The 17572-nt window shown below is 66.0% G+C and carries 12 protein-coding genes and 1 pseudogene; 7 read left to right on the top strand and 6 right to left on the bottom strand.

Annotated elements, in window-relative coordinates:
- Positions 1-22 precede the first annotated feature (22 nt).
- Genes G6038_RS09775 through G6038_RS09765 form a run of 3 tightly spaced genes read right to left on the bottom strand, consistent with a single transcriptional unit; the run spans position 23 to position 3531 of the window.
- A complete protein-coding gene (locus tag G6038_RS09775; RefSeq protein WP_165037480.1) occupies positions 23-1204 on the bottom strand; it encodes a CaiB/BaiF CoA-transferase family protein in 1182 nt (393 codons plus the stop codon).
- Positions 1201-2334 carry an acyl-CoA dehydrogenase family protein gene (locus tag G6038_RS09770; RefSeq protein WP_165037479.1) on the bottom strand — a complete coding sequence of 378 codons (1134 nt, stop codon included), beginning with the start codon at positions 2332-2334 and terminating at the stop codon, positions 1201-1203. Before G6038_RS09770 ends, G6038_RS09775 begins: the two co-directional genes overlap by 4 nt.
- 60 nt (positions 2335-2394) lie before the next feature.
- Entirely contained in the window at positions 2395-3531 is a 1137-nt protein-coding gene (locus G6038_RS09765; protein WP_346772787.1) for a CaiB/BaiF CoA-transferase family protein, read from the bottom strand.
- 341 nt (positions 3532-3872) lie between these two features.
- Between G6038_RS09765 and G6038_RS09760 the strand changes: the two genes are divergently transcribed.
- The 3 genes from G6038_RS09760 to G6038_RS09750 all read left to right on the top strand — a co-directional run bounded on the left by G6038_RS09760 (position 3873) and on the right by G6038_RS09750 (position 8333).
- The gene (locus G6038_RS09760; RefSeq protein WP_165037478.1) at positions 3873-5198 is read left to right on the top strand and encodes an MFS transporter; all 1326 of its coding nucleotides are present in this window, start codon (positions 3873-3875) and stop codon (positions 5196-5198) included.
- A gap of 58 nt (positions 5199-5256) precedes the next feature.
- Positions 5257-6888, top strand: a complete 1632-nt coding sequence (locus G6038_RS09755; RefSeq protein WP_165037477.1) for an AMP-binding protein — start codon at positions 5257-5259, stop codon at positions 6886-6888.
- 71 nt (positions 6889-6959) lie between these two features.
- Positions 6960-8333 carry an FAD-dependent oxidoreductase gene (locus tag G6038_RS09750; protein WP_165037476.1) on the top strand — a complete coding sequence of 458 codons (1374 nt, stop codon included), beginning with the start codon at positions 6960-6962 and terminating at the stop codon, positions 8331-8333.
- A gap of 3 nt (positions 8334-8336) precedes the next feature.
- Here G6038_RS09750 and G6038_RS09745 read toward each other — a convergent pair.
- Positions 8337-8675 (bottom strand): annotated as a pseudogene (locus G6038_RS09745) (hypothetical protein); the annotation flags it as partial.
- A gap of 13 nt (positions 8676-8688) precedes the next feature.
- A complete protein-coding gene (locus G6038_RS09740; RefSeq protein ID WP_165037475.1) occupies positions 8689-9255 on the bottom strand; it encodes a hypothetical protein in 567 nt (188 codons plus the stop codon).
- Positions 9256-9503: 248 nt separating this feature from the next.
- Between G6038_RS09740 and mobF the strand changes: the two genes are divergently transcribed.
- The 4 genes from mobF to G6038_RS09720 all read left to right on the top strand — a co-directional run bounded on the left by mobF (position 9504) and on the right by G6038_RS09720 (position 16395).
- On the top strand, positions 9504-13790 hold the full coding sequence (gene mobF / locus G6038_RS09735; RefSeq protein WP_165037474.1) for a MobF family relaxase: 4287 nt from the start codon (positions 9504-9506) through the stop codon (positions 13788-13790).
- Between the two features lie 210 nt (positions 13791-14000).
- A complete protein-coding gene (locus G6038_RS09730; RefSeq protein ID WP_346772786.1) occupies positions 14001-14855 on the top strand; it encodes a hypothetical protein in 855 nt (284 codons plus the stop codon).
- A 212-nt stretch (positions 14856-15067) separates the two neighbouring features.
- Positions 15068-15514 carry a hypothetical protein gene (locus G6038_RS09725; RefSeq protein ID WP_346772785.1) on the top strand — a complete coding sequence of 149 codons (447 nt, stop codon included), beginning with the start codon at positions 15068-15070 and terminating at the stop codon, positions 15512-15514.
- The gene (locus G6038_RS09720; protein WP_346772784.1) at positions 15514-16395 is read left to right on the top strand and encodes a zeta toxin family protein; all 882 of its coding nucleotides are present in this window, start codon (positions 15514-15516) and stop codon (positions 16393-16395) included. The genes G6038_RS09725 and G6038_RS09720 overlap by 1 nt, the downstream gene beginning before the upstream one ends.
- 162 nt (positions 16396-16557) lie before the next feature.
- On the opposite strand, the gene G6038_RS09715 is transcribed toward G6038_RS09720, so the two are convergent.
- Positions 16558-17490: a hypothetical protein gene (locus G6038_RS09715; protein WP_165037472.1), complete on the bottom strand. Its 933-nt coding sequence runs from the start codon at positions 17488-17490 to the stop codon at positions 16558-16560.
- Positions 17491-17572 lie beyond the last annotated feature (82 nt).

The following is a 17572-nucleotide window of genomic DNA, read 5'->3' as shown; positions in this document are numbered from 1 at the left end:
CATACGGCTGATGTATCGTTGATCATCTCACAACGCGTCCTTGGCGAAGTGATGCGACATCCTGCTCGCCGAACCCGAGCTCGCTCAAGATCTCGTCGCTGTGCTGGCCCGGGAGTGGCACGGTGTGCCGACGCTGCGGAGCAGAGCCGGACATGTGAACGGGATGTCCGATGATATCCAGCTCTCCCTGTCCCGGAACCTCCACGGTGACCGTCCGGTTGTTGAGGATGACCTGCTGTTCGGTGAGCGCTTGCTCGAGCGTCAGAAGCGGTGCACACAGCAGGTCCACCGAATCGAAGAGCTCGACAGCTGCAGCCGTGGTCAGGCCTTTGACATGCGGCGCGAGGTACTCGTGCGCGCGGTCTCGGTTGGCAGCTTGTTTGGCAGTGGTATCGAAGTCCTCGTGCTGGGACAGATCCGGAAGATCGAGGGCTTTGCAGGCGAGGCCGATCGCGTTCTCGCGGAAGAATCCGAGCACGGTGACGAAACCGTCGGTGGTTTCGAAGATGCCGCTCCACCACTGTTGCACCCAGTTCAGTTCGCGCCCGTACATCATCAGTGAGGCGGCCTCGAGCATCTGTTGGGCGATCGCGGTGTCGAGCAGGTTGACACTGACGTGCTGACCGTGGCCGGTGCGTCCGCGTTCGATCAAGGCTGCGAGGACTCCTTGGGCGAGGCTCATACCGGAAGCGAAATCCGTGGTGGCCACGGGATTGAACTCGGCCAGCGCTGCGGGGTCGGCCACCGCACGTGCCATGCCGCTGAACGACTGGGCGAGTATGTCCTGACCGGCCTTGTGCGTCAGGGGGCCGGTCTCGCCCCAGCCGGATGCCGATGCGTAGACAAGCCGGGGATACCGTTCCGCGAGATCGTCGTAGGCCACGTTCAACCGCCGGACCGCATCCGGACGGTAGCTGTGGACGAGAACATCGGCGCGTTCGAGCAACCGGTGCAGGATTTCCTGGCCTTCGGGGTGCTTGAGATCGAGCTGGATGCTGCGCTTGTTGCGGTTGACGGCGGTGAAGTACGCGGACATCTCCCCTGCGGCGATGGCATCGCGGTCGAGACCGCGCATGAGGTCTCCGCCGCCACGCTCGATCTTGATCACGTCGGCGCCGTAATCACCGAGGATCTGGGCCGCCAGCGGACCCTGCATGACCTCGGTCATATCGATGACGAGCATGCCGTCGAGGGGCCCGGTCATGAGAGCGCTTCTCCCTTATAGAGGCCCTTGGAGATCACCAGGCGCTGGATCTGGTTGCTGCCTTCGTAGATCTGGGTGACTTTGGCGTCGCGCATCATTCGCTCCACGGGGTATTCACGGGTGAAGCCGTAGCCGCCGAGAAGTTGCACGGCGTCGGTCGTCACGGCCATGGCGTTATCGCTGCACAGCACCTTGGCCATCGAGACCAGGGAGCGAGCGCGGGGATCGCTGTTCTCGATCGCATCGATGGCTTTGTAGAGCAGCGCGCTGGCGGACTCGACGCGGATTGCGGCATCGGCGACCATGGCGCGCACCATCTGGAAAGTGGACAACGAGACCCCGAACTGTTGCCGCTCGGCGGTGTACTCGATCGCCGTGCGCAGTGCGCCCTTGGCCAGACCGAGGGCCTGGGCCGCGATCAAGGCGCGGCTGCCATTGAGTTCGTCGATGATGTACCGGTATCCCTGGGTGGGGTCACCGACGACTCGTTCGGCGGGGATCCGGCAGTCTTCGAGGATGACGTCGGCGGTGGGGCTTCCGCGGAGCCCCATCTTCTTCTCGGCCGGACCGAAGCTCAGGCCGGGGTCGTCCTTGTGGACCATGAAGACGCCGAACTCGTTGTCGTCGCCGCTGCGGGAGAGCACAGCGAACCAGTCGCCCCAACCGGCATTGCTGATGAAGCGCTTCTGGCCGTTGAGCACCCAGTCGGAGCCATCCCGTCGCGCTTTCGTGCGGATTCCGGACAGATCCGAGCCACCGGTGGGCTCGGTCAGACACCATCCGGCTCCGACGGTACCGGTGGACACGTCCGGGACGATCATCTTCTTGAGTTCGTCGGATCCTCGGTGGATGACGGTGCAGGTGCCGGCCCAGTTGACCAGAAGGACCATCGCAGTCGATGCGCACGCAGCCGAGATTTCTTCGACAGCGATCGCTTGCGCAGCGAGATTACCGTCGCTGCCTCCCAATTCGGTGGGGTGGGCGAGTCCCGGCAGGTCCGCGGCGCAGAGCGCCTGCCACGCCTCCCCGGGGAACCGTTCCTGTTCATCGACGTCGCGTGCGAACGGCGCCACCTGGGTGGAGGCGAGTTCTTGCATCATAGCTCTGAAGTCCTGTAGTTCGGTGCTCATGGTTGTTCCCTAACTTGTGGTGTATGGGGTCGGTGCCTGGACGCGCGGAGAGAGAGGGAGTTACATGGGCGGCCAGCTCAGACCCGCCGGCCCTTCGTGTTCGACTGCGGCCACACGGGCGGCGAGATCGGCATCGACGCCGCGACGGACCAACGAGGCCTCGGTGGTGTCCTGCATCGAGATGTCACTGCGGGTGGCCGGGGTGCGGGACAACACCGGAACGGCCGGTACCGCATCGAGGCGGAAATCCGGGTGTCGACCCGCCACCAGGGGGTGGGTGGCGAGTTCGTCGGGGGCGAGTACCGGTGTTACGCAAGCATCGACGCCCGAGAACACCGCGCTCCACTCGTCTCGAGCTCGCGTCGCGAACGCGTCCGTCAGCGCGGCTTCGATCTTCGGCCAGCACTCCCGGTCGAACTGGTTGGGTATCTCACCCAGCTCCAGGGTTGTCCACAGTCGTTCGAAGAAGGCGTCTTCGAGGGCGCCGACCGCGACATAGCGGCCGTCTGCACACTCGTAGCAGCGGTACGCGGGCATCGTTCCTGCCAGAACACCGTCGCCGCGGCTGGGGAACGTCGGGTGCTGCCAGTCCGAGAAGGGCATGGCCATCAAGGACATGACCCCGTCGATCATGGCCGCATCGATGTACTGACCACGGCCGGACCGCTCCCGTTCGTACAGTGCAGTGACGATACCGAAGGCGGCCAGCATGCCTCCGCCGGCGAAGTCGGCCAGCACGTTCAGCGGAGGGATGGGCGGTCTGTCGGGAGGGCCGAAGGCTCCCAAGGCGCCGCTGACGGCAAGGTAGTTGATGTCGTGACCGGCACGGGCGGCGAGTGCGCCGGTCTGTCCGTAGCCGGTGACGCTGCAGTACACGAGCTTGGGGTTGAGTTCGGACAAGGCATCGAATCCGATACCGAGGCGATCGGCCACTCCCGGACGGAAGCCTTCGAGGAAGACATCGGCGTCTCGGACGAGGTCCAGCAGGGCCGTGTACCCGTCCTCGCTCTTGAGGTCGAGGGTGACGAATTCCTTGCCGCGTCCGAAGGCTGGCACGGGAAGCCCGGATCGACCTCCTCCCACGACGACGACGTCGGCGCCGAGGTCGGCCAGCAGCATGCTGCCGTACGGGCCGGGTGAGAGTCGGGACAGGTCGACGACACGGATCCCGGACAGCGCTCCTGCTCCTGTGGTCACGGTCGGTTTCCTTCCGAAACGAGGGGCACGGCTCGCTTCGCGAACATTAGATATATTGTCGGCATATCAGCAATATAGAAGGATCCGGCCTCCAGGGCAACCATTTGCCGATGCGAATCCTTCAGCGTCAGCGCTGGTTTGTTCGGTCCGACACCTCCGCCGAGTCCACGATCGAAACGCCCCCGGCGCGACCTTCGGGATGTGCAACGCTTCCCGCCGAGAACGAAGGTGACTCTTGCCACACACCGTCTGCTGATATATTTTCGGAATATTACAAATATAGAACCGCTGCGTGGCGTGGGGGCGCCCAGCGACATCCAGCCCGAGGAAGGCGCACGGATATGAACCCAGCTCTCGACCAGAAACGCACGCGCAGAGCGTTCGCCGGAGCGATCAGCGGGCATCTCATCGAGTGGTACGACTATGGCGTCTACGGATTCCTTGCCATCTACGTCGGCGCCGCGTTTTTCGCCTCCGACGACCCCCTGACAAATCTGCTCGGCAGTTTCGCGGTCTTCGCCTTGAGTTTCTTCGCACGTCCCATCGGTGGCCTGATCCTCGGGCCGCTCGCCGATCGGGTGGGTAGACGAACCGCCTTGGTCGTCGCGCTGGTCATGATGTCGACCGCAACGTGCATGATCGGCCTGATACCCAGCCACGCCACCATCGGGATCGCCGCACCGATCCTGCTCGTCTTGGCGCGCCTGTTCCAAGGGCTTTCGGCCGGAGGCGAGTACGGGACCGTCGCCGCTTTCTTGTCCGAGTTCGCCCGCCCCAAGAAGCGTGCCTTCGCCACCTGCTGGTCGCAGGTGGTCGCCATCTTCGGTTTGCTACTGGGCGCCGGCATCGCCAACGGCATGACGTTCGCTCTCGGGACCGAGCAGATGTACGACGGCGCCTGGCGAATCCCTTTCCTGCTCTCGGGACCACTCGGCGTGATCGCCCTGATCATCCGGTTGAAGCTGGAAGAAAGCCCGGAGTTCCAGGCCATCACCGAGCGTAACGAGGCATCGCGGACACCCGTACGTGAACTGCGTGGATACGTCCGTCCTGTCTTGCTGGTGCTGGGTGTGTGCACCCTCCACAGCTCGATCTTCTACCTCGTGCTGACCTATATGAGCAGCTTCCTGACGAAGAACCTGAACTTCAGTAGCGGCGATGTGTTCTGGTGGATCCTCGGCGCCGGTCTACTGGTCTCCGCGGTAATGCCGTTCGGCGCGATGATGTCCGACCGGATAGGACGACGACAGTTCCTGTTGCCGGTGGGTATCGCAGCCACCGTGGCGATGGTCGCCATGTTCATCGCGGCAGACCACGGATCACGTCCGGTCTTCCTGGCCTTGCTGATCACTGTGGCGGTGTTCTTCGGACTGTTCAACTCCTCTACGACCGCTCTGATCACCGAACTGCTGCCCACCCGCATCCGCACCACCGGTGTCGCGCTCGGCTATAACCTGGCAACAGCAATCTTCGGAGGCAGCGCCCCGTTCATCGCCACCTACTTGATCTCGCAAACTGACAGCATCACCTCTCCCGCATACTTCTTCGCGCTGACCGGACTCGTATCGGTCGTCGCGCTGGTACTGCTGAGGCCGAGCGATCTGATCGAGGACTTCCCCGTCGAAGAAGCCGCGGCACAGAACACGAACTCGGTGCCCACCCGCTGAGTTGTCCTTGCCGCCGGGACCTCGTCGGCCGGATCACCCAGGCCCAAGGAGTACCCCCATGATCACCGATCCTGCAGCACGCGTGCACGAGCTGTTGAACCACTACGACACATCGACCGCGTGCGCCGCGACACTCTTGTGCGACCGGCATCCGGCCGACGACGTCGCGTTCACCGTCGTCGAACCCGACTTGTCTTCCACCGATCTGACCTATGGACAGCTTCGCGATCAGTCCACGAAGTTCGCAGCGGCACTGTCTGAACTCGGTGTCGGGCCCGGCGACCACGTCGCGACGTTGACGGGTAAATCGGCCGACCTCGTCGTGGCCTTGTTGGGTATCTGGCGTCGGGGCGCGATCCATGTCCCGCTGTTCACTGCCTTCGCCTCTCCGGCGATCGCCGATCGACTCCACGCCAGCGACACGAAGGTCATCATCTGCGACGCCGACCAGCTGCACAAGCTCACCGTCGGTGACGACATTCCTGCCTCACCGCCGTGGCGGGTCGTGGTCTCAGGTGCGTCCGACGACACCGGCGTGCCCGATCTGGCGGGCCTCGTAGCGGCCTACGACGATGTGAACATCCCGCAGACGGCGGCTGTCGTCGGCGGCGGCGGAACGCTGGTGCAGCTGTTCACCAGCGGGACCACCGGTTCCCCGAAAGGCGTTCCGGTTCCGCTGCGAGCGCTTGCCTCGTTTCACGCCTACCTGGAGTTCGGTCTCGATGTCCGCAAGGACGACGTGTTCTGGAATGCAGCCGACCCCGGATGGGCCTACGGGCTGTACTACGCGATTCTCGGCCCGCTTGCCGCCGGAACTCGCAGCATCCTGTTGCACGCCGGATTCTCTGCACCTTTGGTCTGGCAGGTGATGGAACGCTTCGGCGTCACCAACTTCACTGCCGCACCCACCGTCTACCGCAGTTTGCTGGCCGACCCCACCGCGATTCCCGCAACACTACGGCTGCGGTGCGCCTCCTCGGCGGGAGAACCGCTGACTCCCGACGTCATCGCCTGGTCCCGAACCCATCTCAATGTTGTCGTGCGGGATCACTACGGCCAGACCGAACACGGAATGTTCATCGCCAACGCGTGGGCGGACGCTCTTCGTGACGAGGTCCACGAGGGCTCCATGGGAGCGGTGCTGCCGGGCTGGCAGTGCGCCGTCCTCGACACCGACTCCGATACACCGGCACCACCGCGGGCTCCGGGACGAGTAGCGATCGATGTGCGCAACAGCCCGTTGATGTGGTTTACCGGCTACACCGACGCCCCGGAGAAGACCGCACAACGCTTCACTCCCGACGGCCACTGGTATCTCACCGGCGACGCCGGGCACACCGACGAGAACGGTCGATTCTTCTTCTCCGCCCGAGACGACGACGTGATCATCATGGCCGGCTACCGCATCGGCCCCTTCGACGTCGAGAGCGTGCTCGTGATGCACCCGAGTGTCGTCGAAGCCGCCGTCGTCGCCGCACCCGACGACCTGCGCGGCGAGGTGCTCGAGGCATTCGTCGTGCTCCACCAGGGCACCGAGAGCTCCGACGAGCTCGAAAAGGAACTCCAGATCTTGGTGAAGACGAAGTTCGCTGCTCACGCCTATCCACGCAGTGTCCACTTCGTTGCGGAGCTACCGAAAACCTCCAGCGGCAAGGTCCAGCGCTATCTGCTCCGCCAGGGCACGCACTGACAGCCGAGGCCCGACCTCGCTCGCGGATTGTCGCCGAGCGACCACCGAACAGACGAAAGGTGTTGTCCTCCATGAGTACGACCGCTTCCGGTGTGGCGCCCTCTTGGGCCCTCCCCGCGATCTATCCACCACAGAACGATCTTCCCGTGCTCGCCGAGGTCGACGTACTCGTTGTCGGTGCCGGGGCTGCCGGCGTCGCTGCCGCCACCACCGCCGCCGAAGCGGGGAAGAGCGTCATCCTCGTCGAAAAGTACGGTTTCGCGGGGGGAGCCGCCGTCGCCGGGATGTCGGGCACGATCTGCGGCATGTACTACGCCACTGCGCATCCGCAGCAGCCGGAGCAGGTGGTGTACGGATTCACCGAACGATTCCGCGCCGCCCTCGCTGCCCGAGGAGGTCTGACCGATCCTCAGCTGTACGGCAAGACCTTCACCAGTGCACACGATCCGCACATGTGGACCGAGGTGGCCGATGCGTTTCTCGAGGACGCCGGGGTCCGCATCCTGTTTCATACAGCGGTCGCCGGAGTCGTCATGGACGGTGACCGATACGCCGGGGCGGTACTCGAATCCAACGCCGGCCGCAGCGTCGTCCTCGCGCAGCGCACCATCGACGCCTCCGGCGACGCGGCGGTTGTCGCCCGCGCCAACGGCGCCTACTACTTCGGTGCCGACGGACGCATCCAGAACCCGACAATGTTCTTCCGGCTTGCCGACGTCGACATTGACGAGTTCGAGCGCTACTACGGACCGGACACCATCTGTCCCCCGGAGGTAACCGCGCTGATCGAACAGCAGCGCACCGCAGGTGCGAACCTGCCTCGCTCGAAGATCTGGGTCTTCCGCACCCCGCGACCGAACGAACTGATGGTCAACGCAACCCGCATCGACGGCAGGGACGGCCGAGCACTCAATGTCATCGATCCCGAGGACTTCACCGAAGGCGAGGTCGTGGGACGACTGCAGGCACGCGCCTACGCCGACTTCTTCCGCGCACACATTCCCGGTTGCGCATCGAGCTATCTGGAGGACACCGGCATCGAGGTGGGAATCAGACAGACCCGCAGCATCGTCGGGCACGAAACCCTCCGAAACGACGACGTACTACAGGCACGTAAACGCGAGGACGGCATCTGCCGAGTCCCCTGGCCCATCGAACTGCACGACAGCAAAGGCTCGAACCTGCATTGGCTCCTCGACGACTATTACGACGTTCCCTACCTGTCCCTGGTTCCTCTGACTGGTGAGAACATCATCGTCGCCGGCCGATGCCTCAGCGCCGAGCACGAAGCGCTCGCCTCGGCCCGGGTCACGGCCCAGTGCTTCGAATACGGACACGCCGCAGGAGTGGCCGCCGCGCTCTCCATCGACGAGAACCTCCCGTTCGCCAAACTCGATGGACGGGGGGTGAGAGCAGTTATGGCCGCCAACGGTAGCGCCCTATAGACGCGGCTCGTTGCACTGGTGCTCGCACACCACATCCGGGTCGAGAGGCCCGTGCACCAGTTCCACCGCGAAGCGATGCGCGAGCATCGTGCGTTGCCGGTTGGCGCGTTGGAAGTTGAACCGCCCGTACCCGTCGGGCGCGCTGATCGCCCCGACCCAGTACCAACACGTCGGGGACGTGACGCCCTTCGCCCAGAACGCCGCCACGTTCGCCGTCGACGGCCGCAACGCGTTGTCCACCCTCCGGCCCTGCCGCGGATGCTCCGACGCCTCCAGGGCGACGTACTCGACCTCGACATCCGGGAAGCCGAAGTCGAGCGATGGCTCGCTGTCGGCTCTCATAATCGGCGCCGGGTCATGACGCTGCGGTCACCGGCTGCTTGTCGTCGATGGCAGGCGCCGGGGCGGGCGTCGCAGGTGAGGCGACGACACCGGACGCGGCCAGGTCATCCTTGGCCTGGCCGATGATCTTCTTCGCTTCCCGAGTGCTCACGCCCAGCAGCGGCGCCAGTTCGCCCGCCGACGCATTCTCGCTGAACGCCACGATCGCCGACGCGTACTCACGCAGCAGCGACAATTCCTGCTGCTGCTCTTCCGGGGTCAGGTGGGTGCCGGCCGATTTCGCTTCGGCCTGCACGGCCTCGATCTTGGTGGCGTACTCCTGCTGAATCTTCGCGATGCGCCGATCGCGCGCCTTCTCCAGCTGCTCGATCTTGCGCTGCGGCGTGGCCGCCCGGGACTCGAGCACTGCGTCGAGCTTCGCCAGCTTCGCCGCAGCATCGTTGATCGGAGCCGCCAATGATTCGAGTTCGGCCTGGCGTGCGAGGAACCGCTCTTTCTCGCGCCGGAGGTTCTCGCGCACGTTCGGGGTGGTGTGCGGGCGCAGGGAGCGGCGCGCTGCCGCCTTCGAAGACGTGGCCATGGCCCGCGAGTGTATCGGCTCGCCGCGGTTCCGGACGGCTTCCCACTCGGCAGCCGTGTCGTCGTGTCAATTCACAACTCTGGTCTCTCTTCCCGCCGGACCCCTCCCCTATTGCCCCCGTCGGCAGTCCCGTCACGTGCCCAGAACCGTCGAGGTTCTGGGCACGCTGGGGCTGACCTGTGGTCAGCCCCAAAACTTCTACACACCTCATGCACTAAAGCTGCCACGTGGCATGATCACCTCCCGTGATGACCGTCCACAAGCTCCAAGCGGGGGACGGCTATGTCTATCTGACCAAGCATGTGGCGGCCGGCGATGCGACCGAGACCCGCAAGGCCGATGCGGTCGACTACTACGTCGCCAAGGGCACCCCGCCGGGGGTGTGGTGCGGCAAGTTGGCCGAGAAGGTCGGTGTCGAGGTCGGCACGGAAGTCACCGAGGACGCGATGCGATCGGTGTTCGGGGCCGCCCGCACCCCGAACGCCTTCGCGACCCGGCCGGGGACGGGGTCGACGCTTGCGGAGCGCCTCGACTGGTCCGCAAGCACCGCTCTCGGTCGGTCGTTTTCGTGGTTCCAGCAGAGCCAGGAGTACGTCAACGACGTCGAGGAACGCTGCACCGCGTACAAGGCGCAACACGGCGATTATCCCGATACCGAGGCCAAGCGCGCGATCCAACTCTCCACCGCCCGCACCCATCTGCGGCGCGAGCGGGGCGAGAATGCGGACCTGTTCGGCGACGCCGAGGTGCTCGCGTTCGCCGTCGAGCAGTACGGCAAGGTGCGTCAGCCGGTGGCCGGCTACGACCTGGTGTTCACCCCGATGAAGTCGATTTCGCTGCTGTGGGGTCTCGGCGACGAACGGGTGAAGGCCGCCGTGGAGCAGGCGCACAGGCAGGCCGTGGATGAGGCGCTGGCGTGGATCGAGGACGAGGTGATCTACACCCGCCGCGGCGCCGGCGGGGTGCACAAGGTCAAGGCCGAGGGACTGCTGATCGCCCGGTTCGATCACTTCGACAACCGCGCCGGGGATCCGAACCTGCACACCCACAGCGCGATCCTCAATCGGGTGCTCGCCGAGGGAAAGTGGACGACCATCGACGGGTCGGTGCTGTACAAGGCGAATGTCGCGGCGTCGGAGAAGTACAACACCCGCGTCGCCGATCTGGTGGCCCGCACGCTCGGGGTCACCTTCGCTCCCCGACCCGACACCCCGGTCGGAAAACAGCCGGTCTACGAGGTCGAGGGCATCCCGCTGACGCTGATCGATGAGTTCTCCCGCCGCTCCGCGATCGAGGCACGGCAGGAAGAACTCGCCCGCGAGTACAAGGACAGGTACGGCAGGAATCCGCCGAAGACGGTGCAGTACGCCCAGGCGCAACAGGCCACCCTCGATACCCGCAACGCCAAGAACCCGCCGCGTTCGCTTGCCGAATTGCGGACCGAATGGCGTCAGCGCGCCGAGGCCCTGCTCGCCGGCAACGATCCGCACCAGCTCGTGGACTCGGTGCAGAACGAGCGCGACACTCGGCCGGTGTTCGCGCCCGAGAACATCCCGGCTCTCGTGCAGGACGTCACCGACACGCTCTCGCGTAAGGCCGGGTCGTGGACCGTCTTCTCGCTCACCGCCGAGATCGAGCGCCGACTGCGCGAGTACAGTTTCGCCTCCGACGCCGACCTGCGCGCCGCCCACGACGGTGCGTTGGAACTGGCGTTGCGGGACTACTGCCTGCCGACCTTCACCGAGGTCTACCACGCCCCGGAGCGGATCGGTGAGCGGGTCGAACGCGGTCTGATTCGGATGCAGGACGTCGACCGGGCGCACATGCGCTACACCGCGCAAGCGGTCCTCGACGCCGAGGCGTTCATGCGCGACCAGGCCGACCTGGACGACGATCGCACCGTTTCCGACTTCGTGATCCGCAGACAGATGCGGCGCGCCGAGCGCAGGTCCGGGCATTGCCTCGGGGCCGACCAGATCGCGATGATCGAACACTTCCTCACCGCACGGAAGCGGGTCGCCGTCGCGGTCGGTGCGGCCGGCGCCGGCAAGACCACCGCCGCGACCGTGATCGCCCGTGCCTGGGAGACCGTCAACGGAAAGGTCGTCGCCCTGGGTCCGTCGGCCCGGGCCGCGGAGGTGCTCGGGGAGGAGATCGAGGTGCAGGGCCGCACCATCGCCGAGGTGCTCACCCGCCACCGGGCCGGCATCCCGACCGGCATCGAGAGGAACAGTCTGCTGCTGGTGGACGAGGCGGGCATGGCCTCGGCCCGCGACCTCGCGGACCTGACGAAGATCGCCACCGACGCCGGGGCCGTGGTGCGACTGCTCGGCGATCCGCAGCAGCTCGCCTCCGTCGAAGCCGGTGGCGTGCTGCGCGATCTGGCCGAGCGCACGGGCGCACCGTTCCTGGAGAGGGTGCACCGCTTCGCCACCGACGGCGAGGCCGACGCGAGCCTGCTGCTGCGCTCCGGTGATGCGCAGGCCCTGGACTGGTACAGCGAGAACGACCGCATCCGCGAGGGCATGGCGCACGAGCTGGCGGACATGGTGTTCGACGCCTATGTCGCCGACGTCGAAGCCGGCCGGGTCGCGTTGATGGTCGCGCCGACCAACGACCTGGTGCGCGCACTCAACGAGAAGGCCGCCGGCTACTACCGGGCCAACGGCGTCGTGTCCGGTCCCGGCATCGTGCTCGCCGATGGACTCGAAGCAGCGGTCGGGGACGTGGTGGTCACCCGCAAGAACAATTCCAAGTACGTCGTCAAGCACGCCGACGGCACGAGGGCCGGCAGGGTGAAGAACGGTGACCTGTGGACCGTCGCCGCGATCGGCGACGACGGCTCACTGCGGTTGCGTAACAACATCAGCGGCGGCGAGGTCACCGTCGCCGCCGACTACCTCACCGACAACGTGCACCTCGGCTACGCCACCACCGTGCACCGCTCCCAGGGCATGACCGTCGGTAGCTGCCACGTGTTGGCCGCGTCGAACATGGACCGGCAGTCGCTGTATGTGGCGATGACGCGCGGGAAGAACACCAACCTCGTCTACGCCGCCCAGGATGAGCTGCCCGACTGGGACTTCGAGCACCGGCCCGACGAGCACCCCGGTGCGCTCGGCCTGTTGCGCACGATCGTCGCCCGCGACGGCTCGCAGCGCACCGTCCATCAGATGATCGAGGACCAGCAGCGCGAAGCGGCGTCCTGGCAGCGCCTGACCCGCACCTACCACCTCGCGGTGGGCGCCCTGTACGAGGACTACACCGAAAGGGTCCTGGGCGAGATGCTCACCGAGCGGCAGTTCGCGTGGGTGCACGACCTCGGCGGCTGGGACACGATCGTCACTTGCGTCGCGCAATCGGAGACCTTCGGGTGGGACACCACGGGGCTGCTGCGCGACGCGATTGCAGTCATGCGGGAGCAGGGCACGGCCGGAGATCTCGATGACGGGAAGAACGCCCCCGGCCGTGTCCTGGCCACGGCATTGAAGGACCGCATCTCCCCCACCGACGGACCCACTCTGCCGCGCACCCGGAACGATGAGGTGGCGCGCTACAAGGTGCCCGCCCTGTCCGACGCCGCCGCGCAGATGGACCCGATCCTCGCCGTTTACGCCCGCGCCCAGCAGCAGCAGATGCACGCGTTCATCGACTCCTACACCACTACCGCGATCGAACGCAGTGCCCCGTGGCTCGCCGCCGTCGGCACGCCCGGAGACGATCCGCGCCGGGTGCAACTGTGGAACACGACCGTGCGCGAGATCGCCGTCTCGCGGGTGCTCGCCGGGGCTCCCGACGACGAGCACGACCCACTCGCCTACCTGAGCGGTGGTCGCCGCGAGGCGATCGCCTCCCGCCTCGAACGGTTGACCGCACCGCCGTCGACGCGACGGGGATCGGCGCAGCCGGCCTCCCCGTATGCCCGCTACACCGACGCCGAACTCAGTGCTGCGCGCCGATCCAGCGTCCAACGTCTCGGGGAGGATCGACGGTTGCTGGCCCTGGCCAAGCAGGAACTCGCCCGCGTCAGCGGCACCGACTCGGCCGTCTCGGCGGTCGATCAACGGGTCGCCGACGTCGAACTCCAGTCTCGGCAGATCCAGGCCGTGCGCGCTGCCCGCGCCCACCTCGACGCACTGCGCAACTCCCCGGATGCGACCACGCAGCAGCTCACCGCCGCGACCGCTGCGGTGTCGCAGACTGAAGCCGCAGCGCCGCCGGAGCGGGACTGGCCGATCATCGAACGCTCCGCACAGTTCAACCGGGCCGCAGCTGCCCGCCACGACCGTGCCCGCGCCATCGACAACCAGGCGATCGGCCGGGTCACCGACCGCATCACCCGACTCGAAGAAGGACTGCGCGCCGAACAAACGATCCTCGGCCAGATCGACACCGAAATCGCCCGACGCGACCAGGGGGGAACACCGACCGAGTCACACCGGACCCGCCCCGAACCGACACCACCACCGTCGGCGACCCCACACTCCGAGCTGGACCACCCGCAGCGTGAGTCCGGCCCCGACGTGGAGATGTGATGCCGACCCCCGCTCGCTCCGAGTCGAGAACAACGTCGAGAACAACGAGGACACCCGCCGATGGCTGACACCGAACGCACCCGCCGCTTCCGCCGCAGCCGCCCCCGCTCGTCCGAGGGCACCGCCGCACACATCGATCCACCAGCGACCGCATCCGGTACACGGCAACAACCACGACCCAGGCCGGCACCGGTCCGGGCCCGACAGGATGTGGTCGATGTCGCGGCCTTCATCCGCAAGGTCGAAACCGAACGCAGCCACGGCCGGCTCGCTCCCCGACCGCAGCCGATGCAGACCATCCTCGGCGCATTCCGCGGATCGCCGGGAACGCAGACGACCGTGCAGATCCTCGCCGCCGCCGCGACAGCGCGACACTTCGGCGGCGAGAACTCCGCCGCAGCCCGCAGGTGGGAGAAGCTCGCGCAGGACAACGCAGCCCGACTCGACGCGAGGCGTGCCCAGCAGTACCGGCAGGAACAAACCCGGTACGTCCAGGCCCAGATGCCCCCGCAGGAGATCGACCGGCGCATGAGCGAACGTGCCGCCGCCGACCACGACACCGACAAGCGCGCCTTCGACGCAGCCGGCGCCCTGGCACTGAGCTACGTCGCGGTCAGAAGCCTGCCCCCCTTCGACAAGCTCGCCGACCTGTCCCGCGAACACCTCACCGCCGACGAGCCAACCTCGGTCTCCCACGACGTGGCATCCAGCAGCGAGGAACAAACCCCGGGAGCGCAGACCGACAGCGTCAACGAGGAAGCCGCGGTGGATGCCCGGACCGAACTGGACAAACTCGGGTCCGTACTCGAGACGGCCGGCCGAGGCATCGCCTCCGCGATCGGCCCGGTCAACGGCGACGACGAGGTGGCCCCGCCGCTCTCCCCCGTCGATATGAACCAGCTCAACCAAGAGTTGCTGTCGGCAATCGGTGCTGCGATGAGTGGTCATCCCCGGTCGGTGACCGAGATGCTCAACATCGAACGCCGACCCGACCGCACCAACGAGGTCGCGTTCGTCCCCGAGCTGGGGATCGAACGCGGCCCGGATATGGCAGTCGGGTACTGACTGCACCCGACGTTCGCGTCCACGTTCGCTCTGTCGGCCTCGTGGCACGCCGGGGTCTCGGGATGCGCTCTGATGTCCTTGCAACGTGCGGGCTGCTGCAGACGGTGTGCCGCGTGGTCGGGCTGGACAGTGGATGGGTGCCCCTACGGCAGGGACACATAGGAACCAGGCTGATACAATTTCGTATAATACCAGTTGAGGAGGCGGTTTCTGTGTCAGTTGCATTCGAACCGGAGATCGAACGCCGACTGCGAGCGGTACCTGCACGCAACGAACTCGCGAAAATCCTCAAGCTTCGCGCCGTCCACGACGCCGTCAAGGCCGGATGGACGCAGCGTCGCATCGCTGAAGAGATCGGCGTCGAACAACCCGAGGTCAGCCGTCTGGCCAAAACCGCACGGCTCGCCCCGGAAGTGTGCGAGCGCAGCCCACGGGAGGTGCTCCTCGAATACGCCGTGGGGATGATCGACCACGCGGCGATGATGCGCGAACTCGAGAAGTGGGACTACACGTTCGGGAAAACCGATCCCACCGGTGAGGTCTACCTGCCGGGCACCTGGGACCAGATCGAACGCGCCGGTGACCTGCTCTCCGACGAGGACTACCGGCATCTTCTGCGAGTCACCGCCGCCCGGCGAGAAGCCGCGGGACGCGCATAGTGGCGGATCTGCGGGCAGCGACAGCAGCAGTCCTCGAGCGCATGTGCGCGGGCGGTGGCACCCTCGACCGCAACGGCGCCACCGCCTCCCACCGGCTCTACGCCACCGATCCGCACCGACGCCGCACAGTGGACCGGATCATCGACAGCTACCTCGCCGAACAGAACACTGTCGTCCTCGAAGGGCAGTTCTGCGCCCTCGCCACCGCCGGTGTGCCCGGTGCCGGCAAGTCCACCAGCATCAAACGCCACGGCCTCGCCGGGCAGGGCTGGCGAGTCCTCGACGCCGACCGGGTCAAGGACTACCTGATCCGTGACGCCCTCGACACCGGCATCTACCGCAGCATCCTCGAGATGACCCTGCCCGACGGCGGCACCGTCATGCCCCGCGAACTCGCCACCCTCGTGCACACCGAATCGACGAAGATCCTCGACGCCCTGCAGGAGGTGTGCATGCAGCGCGGGGAGAACATCGTCATCGAAGGCACCTTCAGCTGGCCCGGACTCGGTGAACGCCTGCTGCGGCAACTCGGCGCAGCAGGCTACGACCGGTTCACCATCATCGACGTCGAAGTCCCCCGCGAACGCGCCCAGGAGCAAGCCCAGCAACGCTGGTGGGACGGTCGGCAACACTCCGACGACGGCCTCGGTGGTCGGTTCACCCCTGCCGTGGTCATCGCTGCCCTGTACCCGGACGACGGCGGTGGCACGATCTGCGCGGCCAATGCCCGCGCCGCCTTCGACCACCCCCTCACCGCCGAAATCCACTCGGTCGAACTGCTCGTCGACGACTACACCAGCGGCGAACTGATCCAGCGGGTCGCCACCCGCTGCGACGGCGTCCTCAACTACGAGTCCGCGACAGAGCACTCCGACACATAGGGACCGGACGCTCCAGAGAAGTTTGCAGCAGACCCCACCGAGAACTCCGCTGTCCGAGCCGGCGAGCGTTCTTACGTGACCCGGGCGGTCCCGGCAGCGTGGCGGTGTGTGTCAGGGCTCAGGTATGCCAGGCCCCCCTCGTGATCCGCTGCTGACGGTCGATCAGTTCCGGGAGATCGCAATAGGCAGGCTAGCTGCGGTGGACAGCTCTCTTAGTGCCTGTACCTGGCATTGGACGGCGCGGTGCATCTCGGCGACCTTGCTCGCGCTGCTTTGCGTTTGGTCGGCGTGCCAGTCGTTAATGCCCGCATCGCGGTAGAGCTCGTCGAACATGTTGGGATCGAGCGCGTCGATCCTGTGGAGGGTCTTCATTTCCCGTTCCGTGCGTGCCAAGTCCTCGAGCAGGGCAGCGAGGCGATCGGTCTCAGTCCGGTAGTTGTCGAGTGCCATAACCCGACCGATCAGCGCGTCGGTGGCAACGGACATTGCGTGTACGTGCGGTGCGGCCGCCGCTTTAACCTCCGAACTGGCCTGGGTAATGCCCTTGGGTAGCTGCGCCGCCGCGGCGTCGATTCGGGCGGCCCGTTTGACGATATCCCGTTGCGCGGCATCCAGATCGATCCGTGCCCGGTGCTCGTCGAACACCTTTGACGTCCATGCGGAGGAGGCTCGGATCTTGTCCGTTATCACCATCGACAGGGCCATCGCCTGCCGCGCACTCCGCGCCTCGGGATGTAGGTCGCCTCCAGCCCAGCGGCCGTTGCTCTCCGCTTGTACCCAGTCGATGAGCATGATCGGCACGATCGCAGCCACACCGAACGTAACCAGTGCCAGCAGGGCCACTCCCACAAACACCAGGAGCACGGCCAGGCCGTCAACAAGGGGGATGCCTTTTTGCAGTCCATAGCCGAAGACAAAGAACCCTACGAGTACCGCCAGCACACCGTGGAGGCCCGGCATCGGGTGGTCCGGTGCCACGACCGATTTCTCGTGCTTCTCGAGTGCTTGCGGGTCGACGGAACTGCACCTCCTGTCCAACCACTGCCGTCGTGTGCGCGATGAGCTGGGGTCGTTCACTTGGGACACGTCGGGCATTCGGATCCATCCTCTGAGAGCGCTGCTAAGGAATTGATGATGTCAAATCCTGAATCGGCGGCTGGACGGTGCACGATCGGTT

Source organism: Rhodococcus sp. 14C212 (assembly GCF_011058195.1).
GTDB lineage: Bacteria > Actinomycetota > Actinomycetes > Mycobacteriales > Mycobacteriaceae > Rhodococcus > Rhodococcus aetherivorans.
This window is presented reverse-complemented; position numbering and strand designations above follow the sequence as displayed.

What these genes read in the sequence shown, in the direction of transcription:
- G6038_RS09740 (WP_165037475.1), bottom strand. Translation starts at nt 9,255, where the DNA reads ATGGCCACGTCTTCGAAGGCGGCAGCGCGCCGCTCCCTGCGCCCGCAC.
- G6038_RS09715 (WP_165037472.1), bottom strand. Translation starts at nt 17,490, where the DNA reads ATGCCCGACGTGTCCCAAGTGAACGACCCCAGCTCATCGCGCACACGA.
- G6038_RS09775 (WP_165037480.1), bottom strand. Translation starts at nt 1,204, where the DNA reads ATGACCGGGCCCCTCGACGGCATGCTCGTCATCGATATGACCGAGGTC.
- G6038_RS09760 (WP_165037478.1), top strand. Translation starts at nt 3,873, where the DNA reads ATGAACCCAGCTCTCGACCAGAAACGCACGCGCAGAGCGTTCGCCGGA.
- G6038_RS09770 (WP_165037479.1), bottom strand. Translation starts at nt 2,334, where the DNA reads ATGAGCACCGAACTACAGGACTTCAGAGCTATGATGCAAGAACTCGCC.
- mobF (WP_165037474.1), top strand. Translation starts at nt 9,504, where the DNA reads ATGACCGTCCACAAGCTCCAAGCGGGGGACGGCTATGTCTATCTGACC.
- G6038_RS09755 (WP_165037477.1), top strand. Translation starts at nt 5,257, where the DNA reads ATGATCACCGATCCTGCAGCACGCGTGCACGAGCTGTTGAACCACTAC.
- G6038_RS09750 (WP_165037476.1), top strand. Translation starts at nt 6,960, where the DNA reads ATGAGTACGACCGCTTCCGGTGTGGCGCCCTCTTGGGCCCTCCCCGCG.